General features: G+C 69.4%; 13 protein-coding genes. 9 read left to right on the top strand and 4 right to left on the bottom strand.

Features of this window, described 5'->3' with window-relative positions:
• The 7 genes from HR086_RS21760 to HR086_RS21730 all read left to right on the top strand — a co-directional run.
• A partial coding sequence (locus HR086_RS21760; protein WP_174466548.1) for an endonuclease domain-containing protein occupies nt 1-511 on the top strand: 511 nt, incomplete at its 5' end.
• Nucleotides 498-1,502 carry a hypothetical protein gene (locus HR086_RS21755; RefSeq protein WP_174462798.1) on the top strand — a complete coding sequence of 335 codons (1,005 nt, stop codon included), beginning with the start codon at nt 498-500 and terminating at the stop codon, nt 1,500-1,502. The genes HR086_RS21760 and HR086_RS21755, both read left to right, overlap by 14 nt.
• Nucleotides 1,503-1,523: 21 nt before the next feature.
• Nucleotides 1,524-5,408 carry a helicase HerA-like domain-containing protein gene (locus tag HR086_RS21750; RefSeq protein ID WP_174466547.1) on the top strand — a complete coding sequence of 1,295 codons (3,885 nt, stop codon included), beginning with the start codon at nt 1,524-1,526 and terminating at the stop codon, nt 5,406-5,408.
• A gap of 45 nt (nt 5,409-5,453) precedes the next feature.
• Nucleotides 5,454-6,899: an anthranilate synthase component I family protein gene (locus HR086_RS21745; RefSeq protein WP_174466546.1), complete on the top strand. Its 1,446-nt coding sequence runs from the start codon at nt 5,454-5,456 to the stop codon at nt 6,897-6,899.
• Nucleotides 6,896-7,465 carry an aminodeoxychorismate/anthranilate synthase component II gene (locus HR086_RS21740; RefSeq protein WP_174462801.1) on the top strand — a complete coding sequence of 190 codons (570 nt, stop codon included), beginning with the start codon at nt 6,896-6,898 and terminating at the stop codon, nt 7,463-7,465. Before HR086_RS21745 ends, HR086_RS21740 begins: the two co-directional genes overlap by 4 nt.
• Before the next feature lie 21 nt (nt 7,466-7,486).
• Complete coding sequence (locus HR086_RS21735) at nt 7,487-8,311, top strand: aminotransferase class IV (RefSeq protein WP_174466545.1); 825 nt, start codon at nt 7,487-7,489, stop codon at nt 8,309-8,311.
• Between the two features lie 16 nt (nt 8,312-8,327).
• Complete coding sequence (locus HR086_RS21730; RefSeq protein ID WP_174462803.1) at nt 8,328-8,909, top strand: alpha/beta hydrolase; 582 nt, start codon at nt 8,328-8,330, stop codon at nt 8,907-8,909.
• Between the two features lie 4 nt (nt 8,910-8,913).
• Here HR086_RS21730 and HR086_RS21725 read toward each other — a convergent pair whose 3' ends face one another.
• Complete coding sequence (locus HR086_RS21725) at nt 8,914-9,729, bottom strand: pseudouridine synthase (RefSeq protein WP_174462804.1); 816 nt, start codon at nt 9,727-9,729, stop codon at nt 8,914-8,916.
• Between the two features lie 149 nt (nt 9,730-9,878).
• Between HR086_RS21725 and HR086_RS21720 the strand changes: the two genes are divergently transcribed.
• Nucleotides 9,879-11,126, top strand: coding sequence for a threonine/serine exporter family protein (locus HR086_RS21720; RefSeq protein ID WP_174462805.1), 1,248 nt, complete (start codon nt 9,879-9,881; stop codon nt 11,124-11,126).
• Between the two features lie 4 nt (nt 11,127-11,130).
• Here HR086_RS21720 and HR086_RS21715 read toward each other — a convergent pair whose 3' ends face one another.
• Nucleotides 11,131-11,547: a DoxX family protein gene (locus HR086_RS21715; protein WP_174466544.1), complete on the bottom strand. Its 417-nt coding sequence runs from the start codon at nt 11,545-11,547 to the stop codon at nt 11,131-11,133.
• Nucleotides 11,548-11,667: 120 nt separating this feature from the next.
• On the opposite strand from HR086_RS21715, the gene HR086_RS21710 reads away from it, so the two are divergent.
• Nucleotides 11,668-12,846: an AI-2E family transporter gene (locus tag HR086_RS21710; RefSeq protein WP_174462807.1), complete on the top strand. Its 1,179-nt coding sequence runs from the start codon at nt 11,668-11,670 to the stop codon at nt 12,844-12,846.
• Between the two features lie 61 nt (nt 12,847-12,907).
• Here the strand turns inward: HR086_RS21710 and HR086_RS21705 are convergent, their stop codons facing one another.
• Nucleotides 12,908-14,620, bottom strand: coding sequence for a lamin tail domain-containing protein (locus HR086_RS21705; protein ID WP_373564336.1), 1,713 nt, complete (start codon nt 14,618-14,620; stop codon nt 12,908-12,910).
• 159 nt (nt 14,621-14,779) lie between these two features.
• Entirely contained in the window at nt 14,780-15,250 is a 471-nt protein-coding gene (locus HR086_RS21700) for a YqaA family protein (RefSeq protein ID WP_141641589.1), read from the bottom strand.
• Nucleotides 15,251-15,297 lie beyond the last annotated feature (47 nt).

Below are 15,297 nucleotides of genomic sequence, written 5' to 3'. Positions count from 1 at the left end.
ACCCCCTCCCGCGCCACCACCCCGCACCCCGCGCAAGACTCCGCGCGCGAAGGACGACGAAGCCGAGCCCGTCCTCCTCGAACGCTTCCGTGAAAGCGCGCAGGCCGTCCACGTCGCCCGACAGAAGGACGAAGCCCGCGCCCGCAGCAAGGCCGAGCGCTTCCTCTACAACAAGATCCTCCAGGTCCACCCCGCCACCCGGGGCCTCTTCGCCCTCAATGACACCCTGGACCTCGGCGACGGCAGTCGCCCCCTCGAAGTGGACTTCCTCTGCCGTGAGCTCCGGCTCGCCGTGGAGATCGACGGCTACCACCACTTCCTCGACACCGAGCGCTTCCGCCGCGACAGACGCAAGGACCTCGCGCTCCAGCGCGCCGGGTACTGGGTCGTCCGCTTCCTCGAGGAGGACGTGGTGCCTCGCTACGAAGAGATTCTCAAGACAATCGAAACGCTGATGGCCGCCCGGCGGCAAGAAGCCGCCTCGCAGAGGACAACGCATGGACAGCGCTGACAACCGGTTGGCGGGACTCACTCTCACCTGGCTCGCTCCCCGTCCCCACCGCACCGGCACCCGAGCGGACCTCGACAAGGCCCTGCGCCCCTTCGTGGAACACCGACTCAGCCGCGCCGAGTGGAAGACTCTCCTCGACTCCGTGCTGGAGCACCTGCTCCAAGAACAGCTCGTGGCCCGGAAGAACAAGGCCGGCCTGGAGCTGACCAGCGCCGGCCTCACCCGCGTCCTCCAGTTCCTGCGCCTCGAACAGCTCCCCAAGGGCCTGACCTGGAAGAAGCTCAAGGCCACCTACCTGCTCGCCAACAGCCTGGAGCTCACTCCGTCCAAGGCCGTGCTGACCCGACTCGCTGACGCCGATGGCGTGCGCGCCGCCGTACTCGGCCGGCAGTACCCCGCCGTGAGCGCGGGAGACCCTTCCCTCCCCCAGCTCCGCGACCGGCTCCTCTGGCGACAGCTCGGCGTCGACACCGAGCGCCCCTTCTCCCTCGCCGCCGTACAGGCGCACCTCCTCGGCAAGCTGCTCGGCACGGAGGTGAAGGACCCTCGCAAGGCCGTGGAGCAGCTCACCGCCCGCGTCGCGGGAGCCACACGTGCCGACGCGGAAGCCGTGCGTCTGACCCTCCTGCGCAAGTGGTTCCTCCCCGAGCAGCCCGCTGTTCCCACAGTGGTGTCCACCGCACCGACGACCCGGGACGCGAAGCCACCGGCCCCACGCACGGAGGACTTCGCCGACCACGTCCTCTCGGTGGCCCGAGCCCTGCCCACTGGCCGCTTCGGCCGCGACAAGGTGTTCATCTCCCACGTGTGGAAGGCCCTCCAGCCCGAGTGGCCCCACCGGGAGGCCTTCGAGGCCGCGCTGCTGGAAGCCAACCGCACCCAACGCCTGTCCCTGACTCGCGCCGACCTCGTCTCCGCCATGAACCCCACGGACGTCGCCGAGTCCGAGGTGCGCTCCTACGGCGCCAGCTTCCACTTCGTCGTCGTCTGATTCGCCCTTCCAGGAGCGCGCATGTCCAGCGACCCTCGACTCAAGGTCTTCCTCTCCGACAGCGGAGAGGTCTTCAGCGGCGTCCAACAGGGCCAGTACCTCTGGCAGCCCGACCCGTTCGACGTGGAGACGCTCAACGCGCCCGCGCGCCGCGCCTTCAAGCGCCTGCTGGACCGCGCGACGACCACGCCTCCTCCCGACACCGGCAAAATCCTGCTCCTGCTCGGCGAGTCCGGCAGCGGAAAGACGCACCTGGTGCGCGCCTTCCGCAACCACGCGCACGGACAGAAGCGCGGCTTCACCGGCTACATGCCGATGACCGTCGATGCCTCGCACTACGACCGCTACATCCTCTCCAGCCTCATCGACTCGCTGGACCACCCGTACGACGTGGCCCAGGGCGACGACAGCGGTCTGATGCACCTGTCCAACACCCTGATGAGCCAGTGCACCAGTCTCTTCGCGCCGCTCATCGAGCACGAACAGAAGATCCTCGAAGACGATGAACTGCACGGCACCGTCCGAGCCGTCGCGGACGAACTGCTCGCGGACGCGCGCTTCCGGAACGTGGAAGTGGACCTGCTTCGCGCGCTCATCTACTTCCAGCGCAGGGACCCCCGCATCAACCGCCGCATCTTCAACTGGCTGCGCTGCGAGGAGATTTCGACCGAGGACCGGAAGGTCATCGGAGAACTCATTCCCCGCACGTCAGATGACGGCCCCGCGCGGATGGTGGAGCACCTGGGCCGGCTCATGGGCGCGCTGGGCCATGCGCTGGTGCTCTGCGTGGACCAGGTCGAGGACATCAGCGACTTCGATCAGCGTCCGCAGATGGAGAACTCGTTCCGCCGGGCGATGAACACGCTGGCCGCCATCGCGGGCAAGGTGCCCAGGGCCGTGGTCGTCGTCTGCTGCCTCTCCGACTACTGGGAGAAGATGCGGCCCCTGCTGACGCGCTCCATGGTCGACCGTATCGAGACCGACCCGGAGCCCGGGACGCTGGAGCGCACCGTCACCGCGAGCACCGCGCGGGACATCGCGGCACGCAGGCTCCGCTCCCTGTATGAGCAGCGCGGCGTGGCCTTCGACCCCAGCACGCCCACCTATCCCATTCCTCCCGAGGGCTTCGAGGCACTCGGCGGCCAGCGGGCACGAGATGTCTTGAACGAGTGCCGCCGGTATCGAGAGCGGGCCATCGACCTGCAGCGGCTCCCGGATTCCTTCCCGCTCCCGTCTCCGAACAAGGGCCTGGGTGGGGACCTCGTGAAGCCCCCGGTTGGACCAGGCATTGACATGGACCAGGCGTGGACCGATTTCCGCGCCGCCTACAAGGAGAAGCTGCCCGAGGACCCGTCCGACGTGACGGCCCTGCTCGCCTGGGCCATCGAGATGGGCAGCGAGGAACTGAACGGCTCGCCCCGCTTCATGGTGAAGACGCGCAACGGTGACGACCTGCTGGACGTCGGCGTCCACCCGTCGGGCAACAAGCTCATCCTCGCGCTGTGTGAGCACAGCTCCCGAGGTGGTCATCTGGGTCGACAGATGGCGGAGGCCCTCAAGGCCGCGGCCGGCAAGACACCTGTCCTGGTCCGGACCTCCGAGTTCCCGGCCACGAAGGGGACCGTGGTGGAGGATCAACTGGGACATCTCTTCCGTCAGGGTGGGCGTCGCGTGGTCCTGGGAGACAGCGACCTGAGGGACCTGTCCGCCCTGCGAGACTTCCGCGCCCAGCACGTGGCGCAGGCGGCCCTCGCGGAGTGGAGCCGCACCGCGCGGCCCGTCACGCGACTGAAGTCGATGGGTGACATTCTCGGGCTGGAGCGACTCGGGCTTCCGCCTCCGCCCACGGGGCCCGCGCGTCCCAAGACTGATGGCGAGCCCACGAGCCGCGCCATGAAGAGCGCCGAAGTCCCAGCCCCGCCCGCTCCATCGCGCGCCAGGACGGAGAACGGCTTCATTCCCAGGCAGGCCGGGTTCTTCGATGGCTCGGTGACGTCTCCCTTCGGGAAACCGCTTCGCGACGCCGCAACCGAGGACACCGCGTCGACCTCTCGTTCGGAAGCCACGCGTGGCACCACGGAGGCGCGCACCCTGGACAAGACATCATCGAGTCCAGCAAGTGCGCCTGGCGCACCGAGCCCCCTGGACAAGGCCTCTTCGAGTCCAGCAAGTGCGCCCACCGCACCACGCCCCCCGAGCCAGCCACCGGTCTCCGTGGGCGATGACGTCGAAAACGCCACCCAGCACATGGAGGCGGTGAGTGAGCTTTTGACCGGGCACGAGAGCCGGCCGGCCGCGCGGGCTCCCCCCGCCACCGTTCCAGGGCTCACGCGGAAGCCTCGCGTCACGCCCCCATCCGGCACTCCGGTGGCTCGGGTCGCGCCCCTGTCCGCTACCCCCGGGGCTCGCGTCACTCCCCCATCCGGCACTCCGGTGGCTCGGGTCACGCCCCTGTCCGCTACCCCCGGGGCTCGCGTCACTCCCGCAGCCGGCACCCAGGTGCCTCATGTCACTCCTGACTCCGGCACCTCGGTGCCTCGCGTCACTCACGCCTCCCTCCCCCCAGTACCTCGCGTTACTCCCGCATCAATCCCTCCAGTGCCTCGCGAGGTGCTCACCGGCCCCCTGGGAATAGGTGCCTCGGAAGGGCTCCTCACGCAGCCCATCTCCATCGACCCGTCCGAGCTGACGCGGCACAGCGCCTTCCTCGGTGGCTCGGGCAGCGGAAAGACGACGCTCGCGCTCAACATCTTGGAGCAACTCCTGCTGCGCGGCATCCCCGTCATCCTCGTGGACAGGAAGGGCGACCTCGCCACCTATGCCCGCCCCGAGTCCTGGAACGAGCCACTGGAAGATGCCGTGCTCCAGGAGCGGCGCCGGCTGCTGCGCGAGCGCGTGGACGTGGCGCTGTACACGCCGGGGCGCTCGGATGGCAGACCCCTGGCCATTCCCATCGTCCCTCACGGCATGGAGACACTGCCCGCCGAGGAACGCGAGCAGGGCGTTCAGCAAGCGGCGGATGCCATCGCCGGGATGCTCGACTATCGAACCAGCCCCAATGACAAAGCCGCGAAGGCCCTGCTCGCCCAGGCCCTCCGCCTGCTGCTGGGCCAGTCGTTCGGCAAGGAAGTCACCCTCGAACTCATCCAGCAGTTCGTCACCTCTCAGGACCCCGCGCTCCTGGAGGCCACGGATGGAATTCCCCAGAAGACCTTCGCGAAGCTCGCCCAGGACCTCAGCGTGCTGCGCATCAACCTGCGCTCACTGCTGACGTCCGGAGGCGAGCGGCTCGACCTGGATGAGCTGCTTGGACGCGGCGTGCATGGCATCCCCGGGCGCACGCGACTGAGCATCATCAGCACGAAGTTCCTGGGGGACAATCCGCGCGTCCTCTTCTGGGTCTCCCAACTCCTGCTGGAGACCCACCGCTGGGCCAGTCAGCACCCCTCGCCCCAGCTTCAGGCCGTGCTCCTCTTCGACGAGGCGGACCTGTACCTGCCCGCGACGAGCAAGCCCGCGACCAAGGAGCCCATGGAGAGCCTGCTCAAGCGGGCGCGCTCGGCGGGCGTGGGCATCATGCTCGCCACGCAGAGCCCCGGAGACCTCGACTACAAGTGCCGGGAGAACGTGCGCACCTGGTGCGTGGGGCGGGTGAAGGAAGACAACGCCATCCGGAAGGTCAAACCCATGTTCACCGAGGCCCGCGTGGATGCCGAAGCCAGGCTCCCCGGGCAGAAGCCGGGACAGTTCCATGTGCTGCGCGAAGGCAAGGTGCAGCAGCTCAAGGCCGACCGCTCCGTCATGCGCACCGACCAGCTCTCCGAGGACGAGATTCTCCGGTTCGCTCGCCAGTCACGCGAGCAGCAGGCCGCGCCAGGTCCATCCAGGCCCACCGGGACGGACTGAAGTCCCGCGAAGGACTCTCGACTTCCTGCTAGGAAGCGCCCCGGAATGAGCACCCGGCCGCTTCCACCTCCGCTGGACCGAGCACGCTTCGACGCGCTCGTGGCCCAGGGTTTCAATCAAGTCCCCGTGGTCCGACGGTTGGAGCCCGGCGCCCTGCGTCCCGTGGACCTGCTGCGAGCCCTGCCCTCCGGACATCGGTTCCTGCTGGAGAGCACCCGGGTCAGCGAGGAGGGGCGCTATTCCTTCCTGGGTTCGCAGCCGTTCCTCCGCTTCTCCGCCAAGGGCAACCAGTGCTTCATCAACGACGAGCCCCAGGTGGGCGCGCCACTGGACACCCTCCGCGCGCTGTTCAAGCAGTGGCGTGGCGTGAGCCTTCCCGGCCTGCCCCTCTTCCTCGGCGGCGCGGTGGGCTTCTTCGCCTACGAGGCCAGTCACTACTTCGAGAAGCTCCCGCGACATCCCCACGATGACCTGAAGGTGCCGGACATCGCCTTGTCCTTCGTGGACACCTTCCTCGCGGTGGACCACCTCGAAGGCCACCTGCTCGCCATCGCCACGGGCTCCGACTGGACGGACTGCGCACGACGACTGGATGCACTCGAAGCCCACGTGCATCGAGCCGTCCCCACCGAGCCCCCGTCACCACCGAGCACCTCCACCGTGGAGCCTCGCTCCAACTTCACGCAGCAGGGCTACCTGGACGCGGTGGAGCGCGTGCGCGAGTACATCCGCGCCGGGGACACGTATCAGGTCAACCTCTCGCAGCGCCTGGAGGTCGACTTCCCCGGCGACCCGCTCGCGCTCTACGAGACGCTGTCCGCCACGAACCCCGTCCACTTCGCCAGCTACCTCGAAGGCGACGGCTTCCACGTCGTGAGTGCGTCACCGGAGCGACTGGTCCGCGTGGAGCAGGGCCGAGCCATCACCCGCCCCATCGCCGGCACCCGGCGAAGAGGCACACCCGAGGAGGACGCGCGCTTCGTCCAGGAGCTGCGCACCAGCGAGAAGGAGCTCGCCGAGCACGCGATGCTCGTGGACCTGGAGCGCAATGACCTGGGCCGCGTCTGCGCCTACGGCTCCGTCGAAGTGACGAAGCTGATGGAGATCGTCGAGTACGCCCACGTCCTCCACATCGAGTCCGAGGTGACGGGCCAGCTCGCCCCGGGCATCGAGCCGCTCGACGTGGTGGGCGCGCTGTTCCCTGGTGGGACGATTACCGGCGTGCCGAAGATTCGCACCATGCAGCTCATCACCGAGCTGGAGCCTCACGCGCGTGGCCTCTACACCGGCTCGCTCGGCTACGTGTCCTTCACCGGCGACATGGACCTGAACATCGTCATCCGCACGCTGCTCGTGAAGGACGGCCGAGCCTACGCACAGGTGGGGGGTGGCATCGTCCACGACTCGCAGCCGCGCCAGGAATACAAGGAGACGCTCAACAAGGCGCGCTCACAGCTCCTCGCCCTTTCCGCGACTCGAGGCGCGCGATGATTCTCCTCATCGACAACTTCGACTCGTTCACCTTCAACCTCGTCCAGGCGCTCGGAGCCCTGGGCGCGCGCTTGAAGGTGGTGCGCAACGACGCCATCACCGTGGCCGACATCGAGTCGCTCCAGCCCGAGCGCATCGTCATCTCTCCGGGCCCGGGCACTCCCGAGGACGCGGGCATCTCCCTGGACGTCATCCGCGCCTTCGGTGGGCGCGTGCCGTTGCTCGGCGTCTGTCTGGGACACCAGTGTCTCGGGCAGGTGTTCGGCGCGAAAGTCGTGCGCGCCCCCGTGCCCGTCCACGGCAAGACGGCGGAAGTCGAGCACGAGGAGCAGGGCCTCTTTCACGGGCTGCCCCGGCCCTTCACCGCCGCGCGCTACCACTCGCTCGTGGTGGAGCGAGAGGGGCTCCCGGACTGCCTGGAGGTGACGGCCTGGCATGAAGGGCTCATCATGGGCATGCGTCACCGCACCCTGCCCGGGCTGGAGGGCGTGCAGTTCCATCCCGAGTCCTTCCTCACGACGCACGGCCCGCGGCTGCTCGCCAACTTCCTGGCGGCTCGACGCTAAGGCACGACGGAGCCCGCACGCATGTTCTCCACGGTGGCGGTGAATGGCGAGGTGAGGCGCTGGGAAGACCTGCCCCTGCACGACTTCGCGCAGGGCTTCTTCTTCGGCGCGGGCTTCTTCACCACCTTCCGCATCGACGACGGTGTCCCGCTCTTTCTCGCCCGGCATCTGAAGCGCCTCGCCGCGAGCGTCGCGTCCTTCCCCGAAACCGTCCGTGCGCCACCGTCCGAGCTGCTCCACCCCGACGCCGTGCGCGAAGTCCTCCGTCGATGCCTGGAGTCAGACTCCGCGCTCGGTCCGCGCTTCACCGGCATCGGCAAGCTGACCGCGAGCGATGGTCGGCTCCTGCTCACCTTCCGGGCTCCCTCGCCGGACGCCGAGCGACTCCAGCGCGAAGGTCGCGCCGTGGACACCGTGGAGGCCGGTGCCTACCGCCACGGTGAGCCCATGCCGAACCACAAGGGCCTCTCGTACTTCCGCCAGTACTCGCTCATGCAGCGGCTCCCCGTGCTGGCCAACGACCTGGGGCACGCGTGCGAGCTGCCCACCGCGAACCTCTTCGTGCTCCTGGACGGCGCGCTCGTCACGCCTCCCCTGGATGCACCATGCCTGCCCGGCATCATCCGCGAGGTGCTCCTGGACTCGGGACACCTCGACGACATGCCCGTCGTGGAACGCGCGCTCCCGCTCGCGCGACTCTCCGAAGCTCGGGCCTGTGTCTTCACCAACTCCGCGGTGCTGGCCACTGGTGTGTCGAGCCTGCTGGGCCGCGCCCTCCCCGACAGCCTGTCACTGGCGGCGCGAATCCGGGAGCACGTCCTGGCCATGGCGTCGCGCGAGGGTTGAGGCAGACTGAGCGGCCATGAGCCGTTCCCTCGTCGTCGTTCACCGCTGGGCAGGACGTCCGAACACCGACTTCTATCCCTGGCTCGAGGAACGACTGCGTCAGCCCCCGGCGCCCTTCGACTCCATCGTCACGCTCGACATGCCCGAGCCGGCCGCGCCCACCATCGAGGGCTGGGTGTCCGCGCTCACGCAATCCCTGGGGCCGGTGCCGCCACCTTCCACGGTGTTCCTGGGCCACAGCGTGGGCTGTCAGACCATCCTCCGCTACCTCGCCGCGATGCCCGAGGGACACCGCGTGGAAGGCGCCGTCCTCGTCGCGGGCTGGTTCGAGGTGGACAAGACGTGGGGCTCGCTGCGGCCCTGGCTCGACACGCCCATCGACTTCGCTCGCGTCCGCGCGGCGCTGGGCCACTGCGTCGTGGTCCTCTCGGATGGAGACCCGTTCACCTCCGACTGGCGCCGCAACCGTCAGCTCTGGGAGGAGCGCCTCGGCGCGGAGGTCCTCGTCGTCCCCGGTGGCCGTCACTTCAACAACCCGCGCGAGCCCGCGGTGCTGGAGGCGCTGCTGTCACGCTTCGGCGCGCGCCCCACGCCGTAGTCACTCAGGCCACCTCGGGCGCCTCCGGACGAAAGCCCAGCCCCTCGGAGACTTCCTCGTCCCGCAGCGCTCGCCACGTGCTCTCGGCCACGTCCAGCACCACGGTGCCCACGGCCTCCCGGTGCAGCGCGAGCACCGGATGTCCCACGGCCGCCAGCATCCGCTTCACCTGGTGGTGCCGCCCTTCCGTCAGCGTCAGCTCCACCACGTCGGGCTCGCGCAGCCGAGCCTCCGCCGGACGCGTGAGCCCATCCTCCAGCTCCACGCCCTCTCGCAACCGCTGGAGCGCCACCGCCCCGGGCCGGCCCGACACGCGCGCGACATAACGCTTGGGCAGGTGCGTCTCGGGCGCCGTGCCATGCCGCACGAACCGCTCGTCGTTCGTGAAGAACAACAGGCCCGTGGTGTCCCGGTCCAAGCGCCCCACCGCGTACCACTCGAAGCCTCGCAGGGACTCGGGCAGCACCGCGCGCAGCCGCTCGAACACCGTGCCCACGCCCTCCGGGTCCGAGCCATGCACCACCGGACCCGACGGTTTGTGGAACATCAACACCCGCGTCGACGCCGCGAGCGAGCACGCCCGTCCATCCACGCGCACCACCCCACCGGGCCGCACCGGCGCGAAGGGCTCCAGCTCCACGCGTCCGTCCACCTCCACCCGTCCAGCGCGAATGGCCGCCTCCGCCTCGACCCGAGACAGCACCCCGGCGCGCCCCAGCGCCCGCGTCAGCCAGTCCGAGCGGCCGTCCTCCGACGACGCCTCTGGCCCCCTGCGCCGCGCCGCCTCCAGCCACCGGGGCGTCTTGCTCCTTCGCGCCATCCTCTCGCCTCCTCTCTTCGTCACCCCGACATCCCATGTCCACCTTGGAGAACCAACGAGCACCTTCTCCCGAGGGAGAGGCGGCGGACAGGCGGACGTCACGGCACCGCCATTTGACTCCACCCGGGCGCCTCTGCCATTGCGCCGCCGTGGCCGTCCCTCCCGAAATCGCCGCTTCGCTCCAACACTTCCCGCCGCCCCCAGGGCCTTCCGTCGCCTTCACGCTGCGACTGGCCGAAGCGCTGCACCGCTACGGCACCCCCGCGCACCGGCTGGAGGGGCTGATGCAGCGCGTGTCGGAGCGGCTGGGCCTGGAGGGCCGCTTCTTCTCCACCCCCACGTCCCTCTTCGCGTCCTTCGGGCCTCCTGAAGCGCTGCGCACCAGCCTCATCCGCGTGGAGCCCGGGGACATGGACCTGGAGCGGCTCACGCTGCTGGACGTGCTCGCCGACGACGTCATCCAGGCACGCCTCACGCCCGCCGAGGGCGCCCTGCGCGTGGAGGCCATCCTCGCGCGTCCGCAGCGCTTCGGGCCGGTGCTCCAGGTCCTCTGCTGGGCACTGGCCGGCGGGGCTGGCGCTCGACTCTTCGGCGGTGGGCTGAAGGAGATGGCGGTGGCGACGGTGAGCAGCCTGCTCATCGGCCTGTTGAGCGTGGTGACGCAGCGACAGCCCTCCACCGCGCGAGTGCTGGAGCCAGTCGCCGCCATCCTCTCCTCGGCGCTCGCCGTGCTCGCCGCGAGCGTCATCGGCCCGCTGTCGATTCAGGTCGCCACGCTGGCGGGGCTCATCGTCCTCTTGCCGGGCCTGACGCTGACGGTGGCTCTCAACGAGCTGGCCACGCGCCACCTCATCTCCGGCACCTCGCGACTCACGGGCGCGGCGGTGGTGTTCCTCCAGCTCGGCTTCGGCGTCGCGCTGGGCAGCCGACTGTCCGAGCTGCTTCCGCCGCCCGTCGCGCCGACGGTCGCCGCGCTGCCCGCATGGACGCAGGCGGCGGCCCTGGCCGTGGCGGGCGTGGCCATTGGTGTGCTGTTCCGCGCACGCCCTCGCGACTGGGGCTGGATTGCCGCCGCGGGCACCTTCGCCTTCACCGGCGCGCGGCTGGGCTCGGAGTTCCTGGGGCCGCAGCTCGGCGCCTTCGTGGGCGCGCTGCTCCTGGGCATCGGCGGCAACGCGCTGGCACGACTGAGGAACAAGCCCTCCGTCACCATCGTCGTGCCGGGACTGATGTTGCTCGTGCCCGGCAGCGTGGGCTTCCGCAGCCTGTCCTCGCTGCTGGAGCGGGACGTGGTGGCGGGAGTCGACACGGCCTTCAACATGCTGATGGTGGCCGTGGCGCTGGTGGCGGGCCTCTTGTCCGCCAACGCGCTCGTCCCGCCGCGCAAGGTGCTGTGAAGCCTCAGCCCAGGCGCGTGAAGTAGATGGCCGCGAGCGACAGCAGGAAGTACGGCACCAGGCCGCCCGCGCCCGCGTAGTCCTTGGCCATGCGCTGACCGAAGAACAGGCCCACCAGCGACACCGCCGACACCAGCGCGCCCCAGAAGGCCAGGGTCGCGCTGCCCGTGGCGATGAGCGCCACCAGTCCGGCGGCGCTGAGCGCGCCCGCGGCCAGCTCCATCAGGGTGATGACACCGAGCATCAACGGGACGACACCCCGCAGGGGGCTCTTGGCGAAGTGACCGGTGAGCCAACCCAGGTTGCCCTTCCAGTCGATGACCTTGTCGAGCCCGGACTGGAGGAACAGGATGGCGAGGAAGGCGGAGCACAGCGCCTGGAGCAGCCACGCGGTGAACTGAGTCGATTCGAAAGCCGGCATGGCGCGGCACTCTAGCCGCCTGGGGCCCGGGCCCAAGTCTTCTCCGCTGGAGACCGGGCGGGCAGCCATGGGGGCCGCTCCCCCCTTCCCTCCTGGGGAACCCGCCCTAACTTCACGGGTATGGCATCCGAGCAGACCGCCCGGCGCGTCTTCACCGGTCTCATCCTGCTGTCCATCGTGCTGTTGGCGCTGGTCATCCAGCCCTTCGCCAAGGGCATCTTCCTGGCCGCGGTGCTGGCCGGAGCCTTCTACGGCCTGCACAGCCGGCTGACGCGCAAGCTGCGCGGGCGCAAGAACATCTCCGCCGGGCTCATCTGTACGATGGTCGTCCTCGCGTTGCTGCTGCCCCTGGGAGGGCTCACGGCCTTCGTGGTCGCCGAGGTGTCGTCGGGTGCGCAGTTCGTCACCAAGACGGTGCAACAGGAGGGCGTGGAAGGTCTGGTGCAGAAGCTGCCGGGGCCGGTCCGCAAGGGCGTGGAGAGCCTGATGGAGCGGCTGCCCATGGAGGAAGCGCACCTGGACGAGAAGATCCAGGAGCAGGTGAGCAGCCAGGGTGGAACGGCCGCGCGCGCGGTGACGGGAGCGGTGGCGGCCACGGGCTCCATCGCCTTCCAGACGGTGATGATGCTCATCGCCCTCTTCTTCCTCCTCACGGATGGGCGAGAGCTGGTGCAGTGGATAGAGAGCGTGTCCCCGCTCAGACGCGGCGAGACGCTGGAAATCATGCGCGAGTTCCGCAGCGTGTCGGGCGCGGTGCTGCTGTCCTCGCTGGCCACCGCGGGCGTTCAGGCCTTCGCGGCGCTCATCGGCTTCCTGCTCGCGGGAGTTCCCGCGCCCCTGTTCTTCGCGGGCGTCGCCTTCTTCCTCGCGCTCATCCCCGCCGTGGGCGCCGCCCTCGTCGTGCTGGTGGCCGCGGCGTTGATGTTCTTCAGCGGACACCCCTGGGCCGCGCTGTTCCTGGCCATCTGGGGCACAGTGGTGGTGGGCCTGGTGGACAACATCGTCAAGCCGCTGCTCGCCAAGCGCGGCATGCACCAGCACGGGGCCATCGTCTTCTTCTCGCTGCTCGGCGGCCTGGCGGCGTTCGGCACGGTGGGCCTGCTGTTGGGCCCGCTCATCGTCGCCTTCTTCCTGGCCCTGGTCCGCATCCACGAGCGCGACTACGGCCGCAACCACCCAGGCCCCGACAGCCCGACGACGCCCGGCCCCAGCGATGGGCGCGGTCCAGACGCTGCACTGTCGACGAAGACCTCGAGCCCGGAAGGCGCGCTCACGTCGACGGTCCGCGAAAGTCACTGAGGCACCCGCGCTCCTGCCTCCCGCCTGAAGCAGGAGCCAGGAGCGCGGTGCCAGGGTTACATCAGAACGACGCGCCGCTCGCGCGCCGACCCGGCGAGGTCGACAGGCTGGACAGGCTGGTGTGCAGCACGAACGTCGCGCTCGAGCCCACGTCCGGGCTGCGGTTCGCGGAGACGCCGTCGGTGCCCGCCATGGTGGAAGACAACGTCGCCGTGTCCACCACCGTGCCGGACGCGTTCTTCACCGTCACGGTGTCACCGCTGTTCGACAGGCCCAGCGTGCCCGTGGTCGCGGCCACCGCACCCGGCGTGCCCGAGGGGATTCCCGCCGCGCCGCCGAACACCACCAGCACGCCGCCCGCGGACACCGAGGTGCCGCTGGGGAACGTGTGCCGCACGCTGGCGGAGTCGGACACCGTCCACCCCGCCACGCTCAGCGCCGCCGTGCCCGTGTTCACCAGCTCCACGAACTCGCCATTCACATCGGAGCCGGCCTCGTTCACCAGCACCTCGTTGATGATGAGGGTGCCCGTGCCGCCACCGCCGCCCGTGGTAATCGAGAACGTCGCGTTGCTGGTGTCCGTGATGCTGGCGTCAGACGTGTCCGTCACGCGCACCCGCGCGGTGGTGCTCGCGGTGGCCGGCAGCATCCACGACAGGCTCCCCGCCGAGGCGGGCGTGCTCGACGACAGCGTCGTCCAGGTGCTGCCGTTCAGCGTGTACTCCACCCGCACGTTCGTCACGTTCGACGACGTCCACGCAATCGTCCGCGCGCTGCTCGTCGTCCAGCTCTCCCCGCCGTTGGGCGACGTCACCGTCACGCTGGACGCCACCGAGTCCCCGGGAACGAGGAAGTCCTTGATGATGCCCATGTGCTGCATGCCGGTCGCGCCGCTGTCGCCCGCGAGCGCGGGGGACAGGTCGCCGATGGGCGAGTACACCCGCGTGTCTACGACGAGGCCGTTGGCGAACGAGCTGCTCCCGATGACGACCGACGTCTGGTACTGCCGCAAATCACTGTCCACCAGCACGTGGTCATAGGGGCTGTTGCGGCCCGCGTTGGTGTTGGTGTTGCCATTGCGGTCCGCCGGGTAGGGGCTGGCCGTGGAGACCACCTGCGAGAAGGTGCTGAAGCACGACTCGGAGCGGCTGCTGGTGTTGAAGTCGCCGCCGATGACCAGGTAGTCCCCCGTGGGGATGTTGGCCTGGATGCGGCTGACCAGGCTGGCCGCCTCCGTGTTGCGCGTGCTGGCGTTCGACGTCAGCAGGTGCACGCTCACCGCCCACAAGTCCCTGGGTCCCGGGATGTCGATGCGCGCCCAGGCGAAGTCGCGGTTGGTGACCTGCGGGTCGTCCCACTCGCCCGAGGCGATGATGGGATAGCGGCTGATGATGCCGTTGGGAATCTGCGCGCCGGCCTCGCGGTAGTACGAGAAGCCCGTGCCGAACGCGGTGTTCACGAAGGTCCGGAGGTCCGCGGCGGAGTCCGTCAGGTAGTTGAACTCCTGAATCATCACGATGTCGGCGTCCGTGCCCTGGAAGATGCGGATGCCGTGGCCCGGGTCGTAGTCCTGCCCGTTGCCACTGGAGATGTTCGCGGCCATCACCCGGATGCGCACGTTGGCCAGCGAGTCCTGGCGCTCACCGAGCGAGGACTCCCCAGTGGTGGGCTCCACGCCCTCGCCACCGCAAGCTGCGAGTCCCAGGAAGAGCGCCACGAGCCAGTAGCGCCACGACGACAGCACACGCGTTGATACGGCGAGGTTGTTTCGCACGAAGTCCGGTCCTGCTCCCGAGCGGGAGCTGTTGAGGTCGGCAACGACTGCTGAACGGGTGGTCCAGGCAATCCGCACCCAAGGCCACAGCCTCAACTTATCCGGATGTCGTGCAAGGAAGGCGCGTGAAACACGATTGAAACATGACGCGGCATCGCCCTACAGGGATGCGGCGGTGGACAGGGCGACGAACACGTAGCGCAGGCCCTTGCCCAGCGTGACGAATACGACGAAAGGCAGGGGCTTCACGCCCACCACGCCTCCGGCGATGACGAACGCGTCGCCGATGATGGGGACCCACGACATCACCAGCGCGGGTGCGCCCCAGGTGCGAAGCCGCGCTTCGACCTTCTGCATCCGCGGGCCCTCGCTGGCGCGCCGCCGTGCATACCAGCGACCCAGCGGACCGCCTCCGCCGCGCGCCACCCACAGACCCAGCACGTAGAGCGACAGCGCGCCCAGCACGTTGCCCACGGTCGCCACGGCCGTGGCCAGCATCGGCGGCGTGCCGCCATAGATGAGCGCGGCGAGCAGCGCCTCGGACGGCACCGGCACCACGGAACCCGCCAGCATCGCGACGAGGAAGAGACCTGGGAGCCCCCAGGTGGAGAGAATGGCTGCGTCGGGCATGGTGGTGGGTGCGAGCGGCCCCAGCAGTGTGCCACGCGGCTGGAAGC

The sequence above is a fragment of the Myxococcus sp. CA039A genome, from assembly GCF_013336645.1.
GTDB lineage: Bacteria > Myxococcota > Myxococcia > Myxococcales > Myxococcaceae > Myxococcus > Myxococcus llanfairpwllgwyngyllgogerychwyrndrobwllllantysiliogogogochensis.
The sequence above is the reverse complement of the archived record's forward strand: the minus strand, read 5'-3'. Positions and strand labels throughout refer to the sequence as shown.

Bases quoted from the DNA above. Each gene is read 5' to 3' on its own strand.
- HR086_RS21755 (WP_174462798.1), top strand. From the start codon at position 498: ATGGACAGCGCTGACAACCGGTTGGCGGGACTCACTCTCACCTGGCTC.
- HR086_RS21750 (WP_174466547.1), top strand. From the start codon at position 1,524: ATGTCCAGCGACCCTCGACTCAAGGTCTTCCTCTCCGACAGCGGAGAG.
- HR086_RS21745 (WP_174466546.1), top strand. From the start codon at position 5,454: ATGAGCACCCGGCCGCTTCCACCTCCGCTGGACCGAGCACGCTTCGAC.
- HR086_RS21740 (WP_174462801.1), top strand. From the start codon at position 6,896: ATGATTCTCCTCATCGACAACTTCGACTCGTTCACCTTCAACCTCGTC.
- HR086_RS21735 (WP_174466545.1), top strand. From the start codon at position 7,487: ATGTTCTCCACGGTGGCGGTGAATGGCGAGGTGAGGCGCTGGGAAGAC.
- HR086_RS21730 (WP_174462803.1), top strand. From the start codon at position 8,328: ATGAGCCGTTCCCTCGTCGTCGTTCACCGCTGGGCAGGACGTCCGAAC.
- HR086_RS21725 (WP_174462804.1), bottom strand. From the start codon at position 9,729: ATGGCGCGAAGGAGCAAGACGCCCCGGTGGCTGGAGGCGGCGCGGCGC.
- HR086_RS21715 (WP_174466544.1), bottom strand. From the start codon at position 11,547: ATGCCGGCTTTCGAATCGACTCAGTTCACCGCGTGGCTGCTCCAGGCG.
- HR086_RS21710 (WP_174462807.1), top strand. From the start codon at position 11,668: ATGGCATCCGAGCAGACCGCCCGGCGCGTCTTCACCGGTCTCATCCTG.
- HR086_RS21700 (WP_141641589.1), bottom strand. From the start codon at position 15,250: ATGCCCGACGCAGCCATTCTCTCCACCTGGGGGCTCCCAGGTCTCTTC.